The sequence below is a fragment of the Enterobacter sp. 01-M-02-SI-ECC genome, from assembly GCF_047530595.1.
GTDB classification, from domain to species: domain Bacteria; phylum Pseudomonadota; class Gammaproteobacteria; order Enterobacterales; family Enterobacteriaceae; genus Enterobacter; species Enterobacter cloacae_M.
Genome location: NZ_JBLKCZ010000011.1, coordinates 133,477 through 152,032, shown reverse-complemented (window position 1 = coordinate 152,032; position 18,556 = coordinate 133,477). Strand labels below are relative to the sequence as shown.

Sequence of the window (18,556 nt, the reverse complement as noted above, 5' to 3'; positions counted from 1 at the left end):
TCTGTTCGTCGGAAAAACGCTTCTTCATGGGGATGTCCTCATGTGGCTTATGAAGACATTACTAACATCGGGGTGTACTAATCAACGGGGAGCAGGTCAAATAAACCTTACCTGTGATTTTTATATTTACCGTGTTCCCATAAGCAGAAGCTGTAACATTGCTTGTATTGGCTTCAAGGAACGGCGATCGATCTTTAAGGGCCTTCATAATGTTCCCGCTTTTGTCTTTATCTAAATAGAAGCGGTAAATATCCGACACCGTAGCTCCTCCGTCATCATACTTTGTTATGTACAGTGTGACGGTATCAGATAGTTTCTGTTTGCTGGCAAAGCTATCGCGAGGAGGTGCATTAAAATAGTATTGATATGTCAGAAACCCGCAAACAACGATCAATAAAATCGTTGTGAGTAAACAATGAAGCCGTTTAATAACCGTGTTTCTTTGCATATTCAATCCCTTGACTTATCCAAAACTGATCGTGAGGATCATCCCCATATGGCGGTTTTTGATACCAGTGCCTCCATTTCTTTTTGGAGGTTTTAGCTCTTTCCTGCGCCCATCCTGCCCCCATCAATAACGTTTCTGATGGTATCCCGGCAGCATAGCCAGCCGAACCATAATTGAAGTTCCCAAAGTTTGCTAACTCAGGGTGTCCTTGCTTGTAATCCCACGGCCCCTTATTTCTTACTTTTTGATAAAACCAAAGATAGGTTGTAGGGATAGCCATATTTCTACTCATACCATGCGCTCTTGCAATCCTCATGTTTGCTAATGCGAGCGCGATTCCTTCTTTTGGTAACAAAGGTATAACAGCCATATTAACCATTCTTTTCACATGGATATATGGCCGCGTATCGTACACTTTTGCGATAGTAAAAAAGATATCTGTTTCAAGACAAATGACGGAAAAATAACCGATTAAGGTATTGATCGCATTAAAAATCAAAGAAATTTAGGCTGCGCCCTGTGGTTCGGGCATCAGCCTGATTCGCCCGACGGCGCTACGCTTGCACGGGCCTACAAGGAAGCTTTGCACAATGTAGGCCGGGTAAGCGCAGCGCCACCCGGCAAGAAAGACGGCGCGTTCGTTTACTCCAGCGCCAGCAGCGCAAAGCTCGCCAGCCAGTGCCCGCCGCTGTAGTGGCTGCCGACAACATGCTCAACGCTAGCCGTCAGGTGTTTCGCTACCGCCTCGCGCAGCGCCTGCTGCGCCGGATGGTTAGCGGGAAGCGCTCTGGCAATATGCTTCATGCACCAGGCGCGGCTGAGGTTTAATCCGTCCAGATGGGCAATTTTCGGGTCGGTACGATCGCTGACTTCCGCCGGGTTCATCAGCGCCGTAACGGCGCCCACCTCCGGCAGAAACGCGTCAAACCAGGCCGGGAAGTCTTCAGATACCTTGCTCATCAGCAGCGCCTCCGTCAGCGCCCCGGAAATATACTCATCACCGCCGGGCTCGTAGTGGGCCGGATAACGCGTGTCGGCGAGATAAAACCGCTCCGCCGCCGTCACAATCGCCTGTTCGAGCGCGCTATCTTCCACGGCGCGGGCGTAATCCAGCGCCAGCGCCAGGGCAAACGCCGTGTTGTAGTGCGTCCCGACGCGGATCGGATAGGTGAGCTTGCCGAGATAATCCACCAGCCTGTCGCGAATATCCTGGGTTAAAGGCTCCAGCGTTTGATACCAGACCGCGGCCTGCGGCAGCGACGACTGCTTTAGCTCCTGGGCCAGCGCCAGCAGCCAGCCGTAGCCATACGGGCGCTCAAACGAGGCGCGGAACGGCGCGGTGAAATAGGCCAGCTCCTTCGCCACGTTCTCTTCGGTCAGATGCTCGTCGACAAGCGCGACGATCGCGTCCCGGCACGGCAGCGCCGGGTAGAGGCGCAGGCAGCGCAGCAGCAGCCAGTAGCCGTGTACCGCCGAGTGCCAGTCGAAACAGCCGTAGAAAACCGGGTGCAGCTCGCGCGGCGGCAGTACGTCGCCATCATCATTCAGCAGGTGCATGATGTGGTTCGGATATTCCTGTCGCAAATAGGTTAAAGGCATGCGGGCAAACGCGTCGGCCTGATGTTGCGTTAATTCCATAACAGCTCCTTAGCGAAACACGAGGAAATACATGAGGAACACGTTCACCACCAGCAGGGTTAACGCGGTCGGGATCTGGATCTTGATCACCTGATATTTGTCTTTCAGCTCCAGCAGCGCGGCGGGAACGATATTGAAGTTCGCGGCCATCGGCGTCATCAGCGTGCCGCAGTAGCCCGCGTACATGCCAATCGCCAGCAGCGGCGCCGGGTTGCCGTGATGCACGTTAATCAGGAACGGCAAGGCGATGCCGGCGCTCAGCACCGGGAAGGCCGCAAACGCATTTCCCATGATCATGGTAAACAGCGCCATCCCTACGCAGTAAATCACCACCAGCATAAAGCGGTTATCCGGGTTCACAAACAGGCTCACCACCTTCTGCACCGAATCACCGGTGTTGGCCGCCACGAACACGCCGCCGAGCATGGCGAGCATTTGCGGCAGGATCACCGCCCAGCCGATGGTATCGACAAGACGACGAGACTGGCGAATGGCGTGCAGCGGCGTGCCTTTGGTCAGCCACCAGCCGGTGAGGATCGCCGCCACGCAGGCCACGCACAGCGCCGCGAGGGTGAGCTGTTTCTGATCGAGCAGGAACACGCCGCCAATCGACACGCCCTTCAGGAACAGCGTCCCGATAACCGTCACCACCGGGATCATCAGCGCCGGCAGGAATAGCCAGTTTTTAAGCCGATTTGACGATGCGAGACGTTCGTCTTCGGTCGACATTTGATAGTGCCCTTTCCCGACAAGACCAAAACCCGCCAGCAGCGCGATAGCGATAACGCCCCCGCCGATTATTCGGTACGCCAGCGATTTCCCCAGCTCCTGAACCATCAGATCGCCAAACAGGAAGATCCCGCCAAACAAGAACCAGAACAGCGCAGTAGTAAAACGCTTCGGATTGGCGCGATCGCGCAGGGTCATCACAACCAGCAGCATCACGACGAAGCCGATCAGGTAGTACACGCGGTTAATGGTAATAAGCGTCATCATTGCGCGGCCTCCTGCGTGTCCTGCTCAGCACGCCAGGCCATCACGTCGCGACGGATGCTGGCATCGAGGCGCAGCAGGCGCGTCATATGAATAACCAGTGCCGCAATGGCGGTTGGGATAGCCCACAGGCCGATATGCAGCGGTTCGATGCCCGGAATACCGTTTTCTTTCAGGAACGCGTCGATCAGCAGCACCGCGCCAAAGGCAATAAAGATATCTTCCCCAAAGAAGACCGCGATGTTGTCGCACGCGGCGGCATGGGCTTTGATTTTGTCACGGATGTGCTGCGGCAGCTCGCCGTATTCGTTCAGCGCCGCCCCTTCGGCCATCGGCGCCAGCAGGGGGCGTACCGTCTGGGCGTGGCCGCCCAGCGACATCAGCCCCAGCGCGGCGGTGCCTTCACGGGCGACAAAATAGAGCATCAGAATACGCGCCGAGGTGGCGCTGGCGATCTTCGCCACCCAGGCCTGGGCGCGCTCCTTGAGACCGTAATATTCCAGCAGACCAATCACGGGCAGGATCAGAATGAAGGTCGCCAGCGATCGGCTATTCACGAACTTTTCGCCAAAGGTCTCCAGCAGCATCCCGAAATCCATACCGACCAGCAGACCCGTCGCCAGCCCCGCCACCACAACCACAAGCAGCGGGTTGAAGCGCAGTGCAAAACCAATAACCACGATCGGTATCCCGATCAGCGGCAACAGCGTAGTACCGTCCATAACGTTTACCCTATCGAAAGTGAGCGTTGCACGCCGACGGCTATTTTTTTAATTTGCGGCGAGCGATGTTGTGTTTTTCGTCAGGTTTCGGAAAACCTGCGATAAAAAAGCTATATCTGAACCTCAAAAACATGTAAACAAATTATCAATAAAATGTTCTTATTTTATCGATGAGTTTACATTTCTGGCTAAGGAACGTTATGACCTCGAAAAAGAGTGCTTCACCCGATCGCGACGATATCAACGATGGCCGGATCGTCTCTTCCCGCCATCTGGTGTCCGAGCGCTGCGCGGAGCTGTCAGAGCTGGAGTACGCGCTGATCATGACCAGCAACGCGTTCAATAAATGGATGGTGCGCTGCATGACGGCAGCCGGCGAACCCGATATGGGCGCATTTGACGTCTCGCTGCTGCATCATGTGAACCACCGCGACCGCAAGAAAAAGCTGGCCGATATCTGCTTCGTCCTCAACGTGGAAGATACCCACGTGGTGACCTATGCCCTGAAAAAGCTGGTCAAAGCGGGGTACGTGACGAGCGAGAAAGCGGGCAAAGAGCTCTTTTTCTCGACTACCGAGGAAGGAAAAGCGTTGTGCATGAAATACCGGGACGTGCGGGAAGCGTGTCTGATTGCGATCCACGCGGAGAGCGGCATAGCCGGGAAGTCGATTGGCGAAACCGCGCAGCTGTTACGCACGATCTCCTCCCTGTATGACACCGCCGCCCGCGCGGCGGCATCACTCTAGGGCTAAGGACGTCTGAACAGCGTAATACTGCGTCCGGCCAGTTCGTACTCTACGGTGTCGGTGAACGCTGTCCCGGCGGCAGCGCCATCTGCCGTAGACAGCTCCAGCACCCATCCCCCTTCGCCAAACTGCGGGATCTGGAACGGCACGGTGCCTTCAAACGGGTTGAACAGCATCAGCACGTCGTGCCAGATACCGTCCTCCTGCCGCAGATCAGGCCTGCTGATGGAGACGCCGAGCGTTGAGCCTTCGTCCCACTGCTCGGCCTGCTGAGGGCCGCCTCCGGCATTGAACCAGCGGATCTCCAGCCCGTCGCGCCAGCTTTCACGGCGCAGCAGCGGCTGCTGAGCGCGCAGGGCAATCAACCGCCGGGTAAACTCGCGCAGCGCGGCGTCGTTTTCGGTTATTCCGTTCCAGTCGATCCACGAAATTTCGCTGTCCTGACAGTAGCCGTTGTTGTTGCCCTTCTGCGTGCGGCCAAACTCGTCACCGGCCAGCAGCATCGGCGAGCCGTGGGAAAACAGCAGCGTGGTCAGGAAATTACGCTTCTGCCGCTCCCGGGTGGCGATGATATCCGGGTTCTCCGTCGGCCCTTCCTCGCCGTAGTTGTACGAGCGATTGTCATTATGCCCGTCGTTATTGTCCTCGCCGTTGTCGGCGTTGTGCTTCTCGTTGTACGACACCAGGTCATTCAGCGTAAAGCCGTCGTGAGCGGTGATGAAGTTAACGCTGGCCCACGGACGACGCCCGCGCAGATCGTACAGATCCCCGGAGCCCAGCAGGCGTGCTGCAAAGTCGGTGGAGACGTTATCGCCCTTCCAGTACTCGCGTACGGTATCGCGGTATTTATCGTTCCACTCACCCCAGCCCGGCGGGAAACCGCCGACCTGATACCCGCCGGGACCGATATCCCAGGGTTCACCAATCAGCTTGAGTCTCGATAACACCGGATCCTGCGATATGGCGTCGAAGAAACCGCCGCGCGGGTCAAACCCTTCCGGCTCGCGGCCCAGTATCGTCCCCAGGTCGAAACGAAAACCGTCAATATGCATCGATTCCGCCCAGTAGCGCAGCGAATCCATCACCATCTGCAGCACGCGCGGGTGCGAGGTATTGACCGTATTTCCCGTCCCGGTGTCGTTGATGTAGTACCGGTGCTGGTCCGGCAGGGTGCGGTAATAGCTGTAGTTATCAATCCCCTTAAACGAGAGCGTGGGGCCAAGCTCGTTCCCTTCCGCCGTGTGGTTGTACACCACGTCCAGAATCACCTCGATGCCCGCATCGTGATACGCGCGTACCATGTCGCGAAAGCCCTGGATCCCCGCCGGGCCGTAGTAGCGCGACGCCGGGGCAAAAAAGCCCAGCGTGTTATAGCCCCAGAAGTTCTTCAGGCCGCGGTCGAGCAGGTGCTGGTCGTCCGGGAACCAGTGAACCGGCAGCAGCTCCACCGAGGTGATGCCAAGACTCTTGACGTAGTCGACCGAGGCTTTGTGTCCCATCCCCTCAAACGTCCCGCGCAGCTCGGGCGGGATGGCCGGGTTCATCTGGGTAAAGCCCTTCACGTGACTCTCATAGACGACGGTATGCGGCCAGGGCACGTTTGGCCGGCTGTTGTCCTGCCAGTCGAAAGCGTTCGGGTCGATAACCTTGCATTTCGGCGTGAACGGCGCGCTGTCACGCGTATCAAAGCTCAAATCTAACTCGTCATGCCCCAGCTCATAGCCGAAATGGGCGTCGTTCCAGTCGATATCGCCCACCAGTTCACGGGCATACGGATCGATAAGCAGCTTATGCGGGTTAAAGCGGTGACCGTTTTCCGGATCGTAGGGCCCATAGACGCGATAGCCGTACAGCGCCCCCGGTTTCAGGTCAGGTACATAGCCGTGCCAGACTTCATGGGTATACTCCGGCAGTTCCAGCCGGGCGATTTCCGTTTTTCCGGACGGGTCAAACAGACAGAGCTCCACACGCTCGGCGTGAGCGGAGAACAGCGCGAAGTTGACCCCTTTTCCGTCATAATTCGCTCCCAACTGCTGACCATGACCGGCCCGAATTTCAAACGTAGTATCCTTTGCCATTTTCGTTCTCCACGATTATTCGCAGGTAAGCAGAACCAGTACACATCCCTTTTCTGACGTTAAATCCAGCGTCTCTTGCAGAATGCGGCTCTCACCGCTGAACAGGTCCCGATAGCGCTTCCCGACCAGTTCGTCGGGTATCGCTACCGCGGTATTGACCCACAGCTGATGGTTATCGGTGATACCAAAAGCCAGACGCGGCACGGCAACAATCAGCGCCTCCTCGTCCTTAACGCGCGCATAGACAATCAGATTCTCCTCGCGCTCGCCGGAGACCTTAAGCGGCAGCCAGTCGCCGTAGCGGAATAGCGCGTCGTAGTGTGGTCGAAGCCGCAGCAGCGTGGCGGTAACGAATTGCTTAACGCGCCCGTCTCGCCAGCAGGCCGGGTTGTCAAACACGCTGGCATCCGCCGCGCTGAGATTTTGCACCAGGGTCGGAAAATCCGGCTCCCGCCGGTTATCCGGGTCGACAAGGCTAAAGTTAAGCGCCTCGCTGCCCTGATAGATATCCGGCACGCCGGGAGCCGTCAGCTTGATCACCGTCTGGCTGAGGCTGTTCATCAGCCCGGCCCGGATAAAGGGCTGCATCGCCTCGCTAAAATCATGCAGGAACAGCACGTTGTCCGGCGAAAGCAGGTGCCGCGCGTAGCTCAGCACCACGCTCTCATAGCTCTCGTTGCTGTCGATCCAGTCGGTGCGCTGTTTTGCCTCGCGCAGCGCTTTCTCGAGGAAGCCGTTAAAACGCGCTTCCAGTGATGCAAGCCCTTCAGCGTCGTCCGGAGACAGCGTGGCGGGCCAGACGCCCGCCAGGGCCTGGTAGATCATCCACGTATCGGCGGCGTTCGGCGCGGTACCGTCATTGAGAAAACGCACCTGGGTCTGGTTCATCTGCCGCCAGCGGGCAAGGTTGTCGCCCCACCGCTCCGGGGCTTCCGTCAGGGTGTAAAGGCGCGCGCGGGCATCCTCCCCGCGCTTGGTATCGTGCGTGGAGGTGCCCAGCAGCGCGTCGGGCTGACGGGCCAGACGAATGCGCATCTCCTGGTGGAAGCGGGATAATGAAAACGCGCGCGGCGTCGGGTCGGCGCCCACTTCGTTGAGCGCAAGCTCGAGGTTGTGGCGAAAGAAGAGCGTGTCTTCAACGGACTTCGCCATCAGCGGCCCGGTCAGCTGCTGGAAGCGGGTCCTGAAAAGCGCGGCGCTCTCGCGGCAATCTTCCGGCAGGTCGCCGGTAAGAATGTGTACAATCAGACTCAGCGCCGCTTCAGACGTCTCCACGCTGGCGACCACGCGGTTAAGCAGCGCCACGTCCGGCGGGGTTAATCCCTCCCGGGTGCCATAGGTGCGGTAGACCGGAAAGGCAATAAGCAGCTCGCGCAGCGGGTGGCGGATCTCCTCGCGCGGTAGCGCAACCTCATTGCGGCGGGCCAGATCGTCAGCAAGGTTAAGCAGCGTGGTGAATTCACCCTCAAAATTGCGATCGGTCATCAGGCCTTTGGCATCGCGCAGTTCCGCTTGGCGATCGACCGTTATCCCCAGCGTCTCGTCGTGGATGGTCTCCAGGCGCGACAGGTTATCGTCGTCAACCAGCACTTCCGCCAGCGAGGCGATAAACTCGTAGCCGGTGGTGCCGGATACCGGCCAGTCGGCGGGGAGCTGTTCCCCCTTCGCGAGGATTTTTTCAACCGTGATGTAGCAGTCGGGCCCGGTTTTCTCCCGCAGGCGCTGCAGATAGCCCAGCGGATCGGCCAGGCCGTCGACGTGGTCGATTCGCAGGCCGTCCACCACGCCGGCGTGAACCAGCTCCAGGATCAGCCGGTGCGTATCGTCGAAGACCGCGTCGTCTTCAACCCGAACGCCGACCAGGCCGGTGATCTCGAAGAAGCGCCGCCACGAGAGCTGCTTCGGCGCCTCCCGCCAGGACATCAGCCGCCAGCTTTGCGCTTCATGCAGTTCAGCGATGCTCTTATCCTCGCTGTACGTGCCGGGGTTGAGCGGATACGCCGTGTCGTAATAGACCAGAGAGGCCTTTCCCGTGACAGCGTCACGCTTCAGGGTGATCGCCCCCTTCTCCAGCTCCGCCTCAAAGGTGTCGCCGAGGAACGGCAGCGTTAGCGGGCGCGACCCGTCGATATCGAAATAGCGGAAATAGCGGCTCTGCTGGCCGTATTCAATTACGTCCCGCCACCAGGCGTTTTCCAGCGAGGTGGACATATGGTTCGGGACAATATCCAGAATCAGCCCCATGCCGGCCTGCTTAAGCGCCGCGGCCATGCGGTCGAAACCGTCTCGTCCGCCGATCGCCGGGTCGATTTCATTCGGGTTGGTCACGTCATAGCCGTGGGTGGAACCCGCGGTGGCGGTAAACACGGGCGACGCGTAGAGATGGCTGATGCCGAGATCTTTCAGGTAAGGCACCAGCGCCGCAGCGCGGTCGAAGGTCATGCCGTTACGAAACTGGATGCGGTACGTGGCGGAAGGGATCATAACGATGCTTCTCCATCAGCAAAGCGAACGACAATACCGTTCGGGGGTAACACGTTAGTGGCTTCAGGCCAGGCAAAGCGCGTCTCACCCGCGATATCGGGCAGCGCGGCGGGCTTATTACCGATATTCAGCGCCAGAGAGAGCGTCCCCGACGGGAAATGCCAGCTCACCGCCACCATGCCGGGCGCGGTCTTGATTACCTTGCCCTCAACGGCGCCGCCATGACGCAGAAGCGGAACGATATGGCGATGACGCAGCGTCAGCAGGTGGCGCGTGAAGCGCAGCCACGTTTTGCCTTCGTCGGTGGCAATCTTATTCCAGTCGAGTTTTGAACGGATGAAGGTGTTCAGGTCGTTCGGATCCGGGACGGTTTCATCGTGCCCGGCATGGCCGGTAAACTCTTTCGCGCGCCCTTCCCGCACCGCCTTTGCCAGATCGCCGTGAAAATCGGTGAAGAACAGGAACGGGTGCGTTTCACCAAACTCCTCGCCCATAAACAGCAGCGGGATATGGGGGGAAAGCAGCAGCGCTGCAAGCAGCACCCGCGTCTTGTCGGCACCGGCCAGGGCGATCAGCCGCTCGCCCTGGGCGCGATTCCCGGTCTGATCGTGGTTCTGAATAAAATCGACGAAGAACTGCGGCGGCTGCGTCTGGCACTCCACTCCGCGGGATTCGCCGGTTTGCAGCGACACCTCGCCCTGGTAGACAAAGCCTTCCGCCAGCGCCCGGGCGAACTTTTTCTCGGGCTCAAAGGCAAAATCCTGGTAATACGCGTGGGTCTCGCCGGTGGCAAACACGTGGGCAGCGTTGTGGAAGTCATCATTCCACTCGGCGGTAAACAACGGCGTGTTGCCCTGTTCATCGCGCGGGTGCAGGAAAATCACGTTGCGGCTGTCTTCCGTGGTCAGGTGAACGTGGCGGTGCGGGATCGCCTCGCGGATTTTTGCGGCAATCTCCTCCAGAATGTGCGTCTCAGCGCTGTCTTTAATCTGGTCGATGGCGTCAAAGCGCAGGCCGTCCAGACGATACTCCGTCAGCCAGTAGAGCGGCGCATTGGTGATGTACTGCCTCACCGGCTCGCGTTCGTAAGCGATGCCGTTGCCCCACGGCGTCATCCGATCTGCATCAAAGAACGCGGGCGACAGCAGAGGCAGATAGTTCCCCTCGGGGCCGAAGTGGTTAAGCACGATATCCAGCACCACGGAAAGCCCCAGCCCGTGCGCGGCGTCGATAAACGCGTGGAAATCCTGCGGCGTACCGTAGGCTGAGTGCGGGGCGTACAGCAGCACTCCGTCATACCCCCAGCCGCGGGTACCGCCAAACTGAGAGACGGGCATCACTTCAAGCTGGGTAATACCGAGCTCTGCCAGATACGGCAGCTTGTCGATGGCGGCCCGGAAGGTGCCCTCCGGGGTAAACGTGCCGATGTGCAGCTCGTAGATAACCGTGTCTTCCCACGGCCGCCCTGCCCAGTCCCGGTTGACCGGCTGATAGCGTTGGGGATCGATAACGATGGAGGGGCCGTTAACGTCGCCCTTTTGCGCGCGCGAGGCGGGATCGGGCACCGTCATGCCGTCCTGCAGAATAAATTGATATTCTGCACCGTGCGTGACGCCGGATACGTCAGCCTGAAACCAGCCGTCGCCCGTTGCCGTCATCGGCACGTCGGCGGCGGCCAGACGTAGCGTAAGTTCTTTCTGTTCTTCTGCCCAGACGCGAAAACGTACAACGTCATCGGAAATAAACTCAGCACCCCACTGCTTTTGAAATGTCCTGAATTCCATTCATTGTCCTCGAATGACCCACATTTTACGCGGAACGAAGTACAAGCTTAGTTCAGGATTAAAAGTGCGTGAGCCCAGCGGATTTAACCGCTTCGTCTATTCTTTATTAAATAACTCACTACCGGGAATAGTATGCAGATTCGAAAAGGACTCAGTACCGACCTCACGCGCCTTGAATGCTGTGACTTTTCTTTCACCATAAGCCACGTTGCGCGAGAGCCCTTTATCCACTGTGATTTGCATATCGAAGCCGTCGCTGAGCCCTGGATTAAAACCTACGAGCTCGATATCCAAACCCTTGAAAACCATTGCGTTAATCCGGACGCCATATTTCTTATCGCCGAAACGGACGACGGGGAAATTGCGGGATTTATTACCGCGTCAATCGGCTGGAATAAGTTTATCTCGGTGGATTACATTGCCGTGGATCGCACGAAACGCAGAACCGGCGCCGCGCAAAAATTAATGGCCGCTGCGCACGTGTGGGCCCGCAGCGTAAACGCGCCGGGATTACGGCTTGAAACACAAAATGTGAACGTTTCTGCCTGTCTGTTTTACCGCAACTACGGGTTTACCCTGGGCGGATACGATCGTTATCTCTACAACTCCTTACCGGAAAAAGACGAGATCGCCCTGTTCTGGTATTACATGCTGGTCTAACGGCGCGGCCTTCATATTTCTGTCATTGAATTTCATTACGCTTTCGGGATTTTAACCACGGTGTTGAGGAAAGAAGTGTGAATTCAATGGCTAAGGCATTACTGCTGGCATTACCTGTTTTGAGTGCAACGGCAGCGGCGACGGCCGCCGGGGGCGATCTGTGTGAACCCAAAGCGTACGAAATGGCGCTGCGCTATCAGCAGAAATCGGCAGAGATCGTGGCCCTTCAGCTGCAGACGTATCGGTTTGCCACCGAGCGTTTTAACGAAAAGTTAAAAGATCTGGAAGCGCCAGAAAAATACGCCGTGGTGATGGATCTCGATGAAACTGTGCTGGATAACACCCCTCTGCTGGTGCGCGACACCGAGCAGTGTCACGACTATACAAAATGGGACACCTGGAGCGACTGGGAGAAACAGGGAAAACCCGGCTTAATTCCCGGTGCGAAAGCGTTTCTTGACCACGTGAATCAGAGCAAGGTCCGTATCTATTATGTCTCGGACCGCATGCAGGAAAACAAAGCCGATACGCTCAGGACGTTAAAAGCTCTGGGACTTCCACAGGTGTCCGATGAAAGCGTGCTTCTGGACACGGTCAGCAAGGAAGAGCGTCGCCAGAGCATCCTCAAAAAGCAGCAGATCGTGATGCTGTTTGGCGACAGCCTGCCGGATTTCGCCGTGCAGTTTAAAAATAAAAAGCCGAGCGAGCAGCAGCGTGAGCTGGTTGAGGCCAGCGCGGAACACTTCGGTAACGACTGGATTGTGCTGCCAAATGCCGCTTATGGCTCCTGGTCCAAAGCCACGCCGGACAGCTGGAACGCACCTCTGAAAAAATAACGTGTTACGAGCCGGGAAAGGCAGCATCGCCACCCGGCTTCTGCGCTGTGCTATCCACTGCGTTTATAGGTCCTATCATTTCTGGGCAGGTTCTTATAATTTTACGAAGAAGTAAGATGAGCGCTTTCAAAGGAGACTCGTATGCTTACCGTGAAAAAACTTGCTCTTTCTACGCTGATTTCCAGTTCATTGCTTTTCTACCCTGCGCTGCAGGCGGCGGCAGAGACGCCCCAGCACGTCGTTAAACAACCGGCGGGCGGATACAGCGTTCAGGTCGGCGACGTTCTGGTCACCTCGTTTACGGACGGGACCGTCGCGCAGGATCTGCACAAGCTGCTGCGCCGGACAACGCCGCAAAAAATCGATGCGCTGCTCGCGGAAAATTTCCAGACCAACCCGCCTGAGGTATCCATTAACGCGTTCCTGATTGCGATGCCCGGACATAAAATTCTGGTGGATACGGGCTCAGGCCAGCTCTTTGGCCCCGGCAACGGCGGACGTCTGATTGAGAGCCTCGCCACCCAGGGGGTTAAACCCGAGGACATTACTGAAGTCCTGCTGACCCACGCCCACTCCGATCACGCGGGCGGCCTGGTGAAAGACGGCAAGGTGGTGTTCAGTAACGCGCGCGTTTTCGTTGGTAAACCGGACGTCGACTTTTTCTTTAACGACGAGAATCAGAAAAAAACCGGCTACGGCAGGAACTACTTTGACGTCGCGCAGAAGACCTTAAAACCCTATCTTGACGCCGGTAAAGTGGTGCCTTTTAGCGGCACATCGGAGATTCTCCCGGGGCTGACCGGCACGGTTCATCCCGGCCATACGCCGGGTTCAGCCTTCTACACGCTGACGAGCAAAGGCGAGAAGATCACCTTTGTCGGCGACATCATTCATGCCGCGGCGGTACAGTTCCCGCAGCCTGACGTGACCATTACCTACGATGAAGATCAGAACAAAGCCGCAAGCGTGCGCGAACATGCGTTTGCTGACTTTGTGAAAAATAAAGATCTGGTTGCTGCGCCCCATCTGCCTTTTCCGGGTATCGGGTATGTCACCAAAGGCGAAAACGGCGGCTATGCCTGGGTCCCTGTGACCTATACCAACCGGGACGCCGGCAGCGCGAAATAAGATGACGACCAGCCCTGACATGGACATAGACCTGATCCTGACCCTGGACGCCCTGCTTCAGGACAGGAATATCACCCATGCGGCCGCGCGGCTGGGCATCAGCCAGCCCGCGCTGTCCGCTCGTCTCGCGCGTCTGCGAACGCTGTTTGGCGAACCGCTGTTTATTCCTTCCCCACATGGACGTGGGGTGCTGCCCACGCCGCGAGCGGAAGCGCTTAAGCCGCAGATAGAGAGCGTGCTGCGCGGCATCAGCGCGCTGTTTGCCCCCACTACGTTTGATGCCCAGACCAGTACCCGGACCTTTGTTATCGCCCTGCACGAAAACCCGGCGCTGATGCTGGGCACCGGGCTGCTTAACCAGGTGGGTACCGCTGCTCCCGATATTCGCCTGCGCTTCGCCCTGCCACAGATGTCCGAACTGGCGCAGCAGCTGGAAAACGGAGATGTGGATATCTACATCGGCGTAAGCGCGGGCGCCCATGACGGCTGGGTGAGACGCAAACTGCTCGACGATACGTTTGCCACCGCCCAGCGCAAAGGCCATCCGCGCGGGACCGGAGCGTTAGATCTGGAAAGCTACTGCGCGCTTTCTCATCTGGTGGTGTCATCGGCGGGAGATCCATTTACCGGCTTTGTCGATCAAACCCTGGCCGGGCTGGGCTACCAGCGGCACGTCGCGATGTCCACGCAGAGCTACGCCGTGGCGCCTGCGCTTGTCGCCGGTACCGACCTGGTGTGCACCCTGCCGGAACGGATGCTGAAACAGTTTGCCAGCACGCTGGATCTCTTTGCGCCGCCGCTGCCGCTCCAGCCGATTATCATCTACATGTACTGGCACCCGAAAAACAGCCAGGATCCGGCGAATGCCTGGCTGCGCGAGCAGCTGCTGCAGGCCGCCGGGCGTCAGGTCTGATCGAGGGTAATCAGGAATTTTTTAAGCACTTCTGAGCGAATAATCCGGTGGCAAACCAGCGTCAGCTCGCTTTCCCGGAGCCGGTCGAGGATGTCCACGTAAACCACGTTCTCTACGCTCACCGCCTTTGCCGACGCGGGCAGCAGCGCCAGCCCAAACCCCGCCGAGACCAGGCTTATCACCGTGGGCACGTCGGTCGCGTTTTGTACCACGTCCGGCTGAAAGCCCGCCCCGCTGCAGGCGTCATAAAAGTATTGTTCCAGCCCCATTCCCTCCGGGTCGCGCAGGGAGATCCACTTTTCGTCCTTCACCGACGAAAGAGTCAGCGCGGAAGATCCCGCCAGCGGATGCTGACGATACAGCGCCAGCACCGTTTTCTCTGACGTGAACGGGCGGCTTTGCAGATCGTCAGGCAGCGACGGCAGCGGCGCCCGGATAATAGCCACATCGAGCTGGTTGCTCTGCACGGCCGCGTAGAGCGTCTGCACGTTTCCCGTCACCAGCGACATGGTAATGGCCGGCCAGCGCGTGTGCATATGGCGCAGCGCGGCGGGCAGCCTGCCGTCAAACATCGCGCTCGACACGCACCCCAGGTTTAATATCCCCTGCTCGCCCCTTGCCGTTTGCCTGGCGTCCAGAACCGCCTGCTCGGTGAGGGAAATGGCGAGCCTGGCTTTCACCAGAAACGCTTCACCCGCGGGCGTCAGGGCTAAGCGGCGGTTCGCCCGGCTAAAAAGCGTTACGCCTAAACGTTCTTCCAGCGCCTTAATCTGCTGGCTCAGGGCCGGTTGCGCCATGTTCAGACGCTCAGCGGCCCGGTGCATGTGGAGCTCTTCGGCCACCACGATGAAATGGCGCATCTGACGAAACTGCACGGAACGCTTCCTTTTTTGATATGGATTTACTTATCAATTTAGCAGTAATGATGCAATTGATGCTATTGGTCATTGCCATAAAAATGGAGGTATTCAACCGAGGGAGGAAAATATGGAAAACCCGATCAACGATCTCCGCAGCGCCATCGCCCTGCTGCAACGCCACGAAGGGCAGTATCTTGAAACTGATTATCCGGTCGATCCCAACGCGGAGCTGGCGGGAGTCTACCGCCATATCGGCGCGGGCGGCACGGTAAAACGTCCCACCCGTACGGGACCGGCCATGATGTTCAACAGCGTGAAGGGCTATCCGGGCTCCCGCATCCTGGTGGGCATGCACGCCAGCCGCGAGCGCGCGGCGCTCCTTCTGGGCTGCAAGCCCTCTGAGCTGGCAAAACACGTCGGCCAGGCGGTGAAAAAGCCGGTTGCGCCGGTTGTCGTTCCAGCCTCGCAGGCGCCCTGCCAGGAACAGGTTTTCTACGCAGACGATCCTGACTTCGACCTGCGCAAGCTGCTTCCGGCACCGACAAACACGCCGATTGATGCCGGCCCGTTCTTCTGTCTGGGGCTGGTGCTGGCAAGCGATCCGGAAGACAGCTCGCTGACGGATGTCACCATTCACCGCCTCTGCGTCCAGGAGCGCGACGAGCTTTCCATGTTCCTTGCCGCCGGTCGCCACATCGAAGTCTTCCGCAAAAAGGCGGAAGAGGCCGGAAAACCGCTGCCGGTGACGATCAATATGGGTCTCGATCCCGCCATCTATATCGGCGCGTGCTTTGAGGCGCCCACCACGCCGTTTGGCTACAACGAGCTGGGCGTCGCCGGGGCGCTGCGCCAGCAGCCAGTCGAACTGGTGCAGGGCGTGGCGGTAAAAGAGAAAGCGATCGCGCGGGCGGAAATCATCATCGAGGGCGAACTGCTTCCGGGCGTGCGCGTAAGAGAAGATCAGCACACCAATACCGGCCACGCGATGCCGGAGTTCCCGGGCTACTGCGGCGAGGCGAACCCGTCCCTGCCCGTGATCAAAGTGAAAGCGGTGACCATGCGAAACCACGCGATCCTGCAAACGCTGGTGGGACCGGGAGAAGAGCATACCACCCTGGCCGGTTTACCGACGGAAGCCAGCATCCGCAATGCCGTTGAAGAGGCGATTCCGGGCTTCCTGCAAAACGTCTATGCGCATACCGCGGGCGGCGGTAAATTCCTCGGGATCCTGCAGGTGAAAAAGCGCCAGCCGTCAGACGAAGGACGTCAGGGCCAGGCGGCGCTGATTGCCTTAGCCACCTATTCGGAGCTGAAGAACATCATTCTTGTCGACGAAGACGTGGATATTTTCGACAGCGACGACATCCTGTGGGCGATGACCACCCGCATGCAGGGCGATGTCAGCATCACCAATATTCCGGGGATCCGCGGCCACCAGCTGGATCCGTCCCAGTCGCCGGATTACAGCACTTCGATTCGCGGAAACGGCATTTCCTGCAAAACCATCTTTGACTGCACGGTGCCGTGGGCGCTGAAGGACCGCTTCGAGCGCGCGCCGTTTATGGAAGTGGATCCGCGTCCGTGGGCGCCGGAGCTTTTTACCCAGACAAAATAACCGCTTGATAGCTTAAGGCCGAGCATCAGCGCGGCCTTTCTGTCCCATTACTGCTGTTCAGGTCAGGGCTTCATTTTATTCTGTCTTTGTTTTTTCTCCCAAGGGTCATCATGACCGGGTGCTGGCGCTTCACGCACCAGGCCGCCCCATGGAGATCGATGCTTTCTTACTGATTCGGATAATGCTTTTTCTAACCGTTCATCTTCCTGACAAAATTTATCCGCCAGCTCTGGCAGTTTAAGTTTTTCAGAGAATAGATGCAGTATATCTTCATAAGCACGTTTTTTATGCAGCAAGGGGGCTATTAGCGTCATGGCGTTGCGCACATCATCGGGCTTTATAGATAGATCTGATAATCGTTTTTCAACGGCTTCCGGCGTGGGCATTTCATCGTCTTCCATAAGCGCGTCATCAATTATTTCTTTAAGCGCTAGATACTGCCCAACCCCTATTCTTAATACATCTTTTAAGGCAGAGTATTTTTCCGGGATACCTAACTGAACGTGATCATACAGTGGGGCGTTGATAAATTTCCATCCCTGCATACCCGGGATGCTAAACACGGCATTCGATTCATCTTCTGCCAGCACGTCAAAAAGGTCGATTAATGACGCTTTTGTGAGAAGAACAGAGACAGCGCGATTGAGAATAATAGATCGCGAGTGACCAGGGAGAGGATCAACAACGTTCACCGCAATCTCTTTTCCTGAATCTATGGACGTGTGTGTACAGACGAAGGTGCTTATAGGCTGGTTTTTTTGCCCTTTCCAGCCAACTCTGGTGACGCTTTCTAACTGCGCAATGCCCTCTTCGATTCTCTGCCATCGACTGCTACTTTCGCCGCCTTTGCTCTCAAATACGTGCCACTTCCCCTGGGTCGTCTCAATCAGATAATCGGGGGTAGTCTTCTTACCCTTTTTTCGCTTAAGGCTTAAGGATGCTTTATCCGCGAGCCCGGCATGAATAAATAGCTTGATTTGTTCATGTCTGGAGTTTAACCAGTTGGTTGCAGACTGGTAGCAAAAGAAACCGCCTATAATAAAGGAAATAGTCGCTTTCTCTGAGGCTTCAATGCACTGGTAAAAATTCTTCACCTTAAAAGATCGGCTATGGCTAATACCAATACAGGCGCCGGCCAGCTTTAATCTGGCGAGTACGTATATACTAATCTTTCTGTGTATTTCTGCATTTAACATCCCTTCTGCAGTCCAGTTGATACTTTGTGAATAGCCACACTCCAGCGCACCTGGGATCGCATAAAATTTGGTTCTGGCAACAAGTGTGTCTGCAGGTAATAACATGGTTTTAGGAGGCTTATAAGCTACGCAAACATCGCCGTAGGAAGGATGATTGATCTGTTTTTTAATTCCGTCCTGCCGATTGAGATACTTTTTTAACTCAATTTTTTCTATTTCATCGTTCCTGCGACGGACGTGTGGAGGTGAAACCACCAGGTAAGTAAATTTATTTCCGCTGCTGCTCATAGTATTTCTCACGAAGGGTTAGATATTAAGTGACCAACGATTTCATCAATGCAGACAATGTCAGGCGTCTGACGATATTATACTTTTACCTCTAACACTCTTAACGCTTAAATAAGGTGGGTTTACTCCGCTTGCACTCATCCCCATTGCATATCCAGTCTGGATTG

The 18,556-nt window shown here is 57.0% G+C and carries 15 protein-coding genes; 6 read left to right on the top strand and 9 right to left on the bottom strand.

Annotated features, from left to right (window positions below; genetic code table 11):
- Positions 1-425 precede the first annotated feature (425 nt).
- The 4 genes from ACMWLG_RS15750 to ACMWLG_RS15735 all read right to left on the bottom strand — a co-directional run bounded on the left by ACMWLG_RS15750 (position 426) and on the right by ACMWLG_RS15735 (position 3,801).
- Positions 426-827 carry a polymorphic toxin type 44 domain-containing protein gene (locus tag ACMWLG_RS15750; RefSeq protein WP_226855163.1) on the bottom strand — a complete coding sequence of 134 codons (402 nt, stop codon included), beginning with the start codon at positions 825-827 and terminating at the stop codon, positions 426-428.
- A 263-nt stretch (positions 828-1,090) separates the two neighbouring features.
- A complete protein-coding gene (locus ACMWLG_RS15745; RefSeq protein WP_045399812.1) occupies positions 1,091-2,086 on the bottom strand; it encodes a DUF2891 domain-containing protein in 996 nt (331 codons plus the stop codon).
- Positions 2,087-2,095: 9 nt separating this feature from the next.
- Positions 2,096-3,082 carry a DUF979 domain-containing protein gene (locus ACMWLG_RS15740; RefSeq protein WP_045399814.1) on the bottom strand — a complete coding sequence of 329 codons (987 nt, stop codon included), beginning with the start codon at positions 3,080-3,082 and terminating at the stop codon, positions 2,096-2,098.
- Entirely contained in the window at positions 3,079-3,801 is a 723-nt protein-coding gene (locus ACMWLG_RS15735; RefSeq protein WP_045399817.1) for a DUF969 domain-containing protein, read from the bottom strand. Before ACMWLG_RS15735 ends, ACMWLG_RS15740 begins: the two co-directional genes overlap by 4 nt.
- Before the next feature lie 200 nt (positions 3,802-4,001).
- Between ACMWLG_RS15735 and ACMWLG_RS15730 the strand changes: the two genes are divergently transcribed.
- Complete coding sequence (locus tag ACMWLG_RS15730) at positions 4,002-4,547, top strand: winged helix DNA-binding protein (RefSeq protein ID WP_023311843.1); 546 nt, start codon at positions 4,002-4,004, stop codon at positions 4,545-4,547.
- A gap of 2 nt (positions 4,548-4,549) precedes the next feature.
- Here ACMWLG_RS15730 and glgX read toward each other — a convergent pair whose 3' ends face one another.
- The 3 genes from glgX to treZ are packed head-to-tail and all read right to left on the bottom strand — an operon-like array spanning position 4,550 to position 10,893.
- Positions 4,550-6,625: a glycogen debranching protein GlgX gene (gene glgX, locus ACMWLG_RS15725; RefSeq protein WP_045399821.1), complete on the bottom strand. Its 2,076-nt coding sequence runs from the start codon at positions 6,623-6,625 to the stop codon at positions 4,550-4,552.
- 15 nt (positions 6,626-6,640) lie between these two features.
- Positions 6,641-9,109: a malto-oligosyltrehalose synthase gene (gene treY / locus ACMWLG_RS15720; RefSeq protein ID WP_414763002.1), complete on the bottom strand. Its 2,469-nt coding sequence runs from the start codon at positions 9,107-9,109 to the stop codon at positions 6,641-6,643.
- Entirely contained in the window at positions 9,106-10,893 is a 1,788-nt protein-coding gene (gene treZ, locus ACMWLG_RS15715) for a malto-oligosyltrehalose trehalohydrolase (protein ID WP_045399827.1), read from the bottom strand. Before treZ ends, treY begins: the two co-directional genes overlap by 4 nt.
- 132 nt (positions 10,894-11,025) lie before the next feature.
- Here treZ and ACMWLG_RS15710 point away from each other — a divergent pair, with 132 nt between their 5' ends.
- The 4 genes from ACMWLG_RS15710 to ACMWLG_RS15695 all read left to right on the top strand — a co-directional run bounded on the left by ACMWLG_RS15710 (position 11,026) and on the right by ACMWLG_RS15695 (position 14,430).
- Positions 11,026-11,553 (top strand): GNAT family N-acetyltransferase, encoded by a 528-nt coding sequence (locus ACMWLG_RS15710; protein ID WP_045619912.1) that lies wholly within the window; start codon positions 11,026-11,028, stop codon positions 11,551-11,553.
- An 86-nt stretch (positions 11,554-11,639) separates the two neighbouring features.
- A complete protein-coding gene (locus tag ACMWLG_RS15705; protein WP_196238684.1) occupies positions 11,640-12,389 on the top strand; it encodes a 5'-nucleotidase, lipoprotein e(P4) family in 750 nt (249 codons plus the stop codon).
- A gap of 141 nt (positions 12,390-12,530) precedes the next feature.
- Complete coding sequence (locus ACMWLG_RS15700) at positions 12,531-13,517, top strand: MBL fold metallo-hydrolase (protein WP_045399838.1); 987 nt, start codon at positions 12,531-12,533, stop codon at positions 13,515-13,517.
- A 1-nt stretch (position 13,518) separates the two neighbouring features.
- Positions 13,519-14,430 (top strand): LysR family transcriptional regulator, encoded by a 912-nt coding sequence (locus tag ACMWLG_RS15695; RefSeq protein ID WP_045399841.1) that lies wholly within the window; start codon positions 13,519-13,521, stop codon positions 14,428-14,430.
- Here ACMWLG_RS15695 and ACMWLG_RS15690 read toward each other — a convergent pair.
- Positions 14,421-15,305: a LysR substrate-binding domain-containing protein gene (locus tag ACMWLG_RS15690; RefSeq protein WP_045399845.1), complete on the bottom strand. Its 885-nt coding sequence runs from the start codon at positions 15,303-15,305 to the stop codon at positions 14,421-14,423. The two genes, ACMWLG_RS15695 and ACMWLG_RS15690, sit on opposite strands and share 10 nt — an antisense overlap.
- A 112-nt stretch (positions 15,306-15,417) precedes the next feature.
- Here ACMWLG_RS15690 and ACMWLG_RS15685 point away from each other — a divergent pair, with 112 nt between their 5' ends.
- Positions 15,418-16,905, top strand: a complete 1,488-nt coding sequence (locus tag ACMWLG_RS15685) for a UbiD family decarboxylase (protein ID WP_045399848.1) — start codon at positions 15,418-15,420, stop codon at positions 16,903-16,905.
- Positions 16,906-16,967: 62 nt separating this feature from the next.
- Here the strand turns inward: ACMWLG_RS15685 and ACMWLG_RS15680 are convergent, their stop codons facing one another.
- Entirely contained in the window at positions 16,968-18,389 is a 1,422-nt protein-coding gene (locus tag ACMWLG_RS15680) for a hypothetical protein (RefSeq protein WP_045399850.1), read from the bottom strand.
- Between the last annotated feature and the right edge of the window lie 167 nt (positions 18,390-18,556).

Excerpts from the sequence above, each read along its gene's own strand:
- ACMWLG_RS15750 (WP_226855163.1), bottom strand. The coding sequence starts at position 827 with ATGGTTAATATGGCTGTTATACCTTTGTTACCAAAAGAAGGAATCGCG.
- ACMWLG_RS15745 (WP_045399812.1), bottom strand. The coding sequence starts at position 2,086 with ATGGAATTAACGCAACATCAGGCCGACGCGTTTGCCCGCATGCCTTTA.
- ACMWLG_RS15740 (WP_045399814.1), bottom strand. The coding sequence starts at position 3,082 with ATGATGACGCTTATTACCATTAACCGCGTGTACTACCTGATCGGCTTC.
- ACMWLG_RS15735 (WP_045399817.1), bottom strand. The coding sequence starts at position 3,801 with ATGGACGGTACTACGCTGTTGCCGCTGATCGGGATACCGATCGTGGTT.
- ACMWLG_RS15730 (WP_023311843.1), top strand. The coding sequence starts at position 4,002 with ATGACCTCGAAAAAGAGTGCTTCACCCGATCGCGACGATATCAACGAT.
- glgX (WP_045399821.1), bottom strand. The coding sequence starts at position 6,625 with ATGGCAAAGGATACTACGTTTGAAATTCGGGCCGGTCATGGTCAGCAG.
- treY (WP_414763002.1), bottom strand. The coding sequence starts at position 9,109 with ATGATCCCTTCCGCCACGTACCGCATCCAGTTTCGTAACGGCATGACC.
- treZ (WP_045399827.1), bottom strand. The coding sequence starts at position 10,893 with ATGGAATTCAGGACATTTCAAAAGCAGTGGGGTGCTGAGTTTATTTCC.
- ACMWLG_RS15710 (WP_045619912.1), top strand. The coding sequence starts at position 11,026 with ATGCAGATTCGAAAAGGACTCAGTACCGACCTCACGCGCCTTGAATGC.
- ACMWLG_RS15705 (WP_196238684.1), top strand. The coding sequence starts at position 11,640 with ATGGCTAAGGCATTACTGCTGGCATTACCTGTTTTGAGTGCAACGGCA.
- ACMWLG_RS15700 (WP_045399838.1), top strand. The coding sequence starts at position 12,531 with ATGCTTACCGTGAAAAAACTTGCTCTTTCTACGCTGATTTCCAGTTCA.
- ACMWLG_RS15695 (WP_045399841.1), top strand. The coding sequence starts at position 13,519 with ATGACGACCAGCCCTGACATGGACATAGACCTGATCCTGACCCTGGAC.
- ACMWLG_RS15685 (WP_045399848.1), top strand. The coding sequence starts at position 15,418 with ATGGAAAACCCGATCAACGATCTCCGCAGCGCCATCGCCCTGCTGCAA.
- ACMWLG_RS15680 (WP_045399850.1), bottom strand. The coding sequence starts at position 18,389 with ATGAGCAGCAGCGGAAATAAATTTACTTACCTGGTGGTTTCACCTCCA.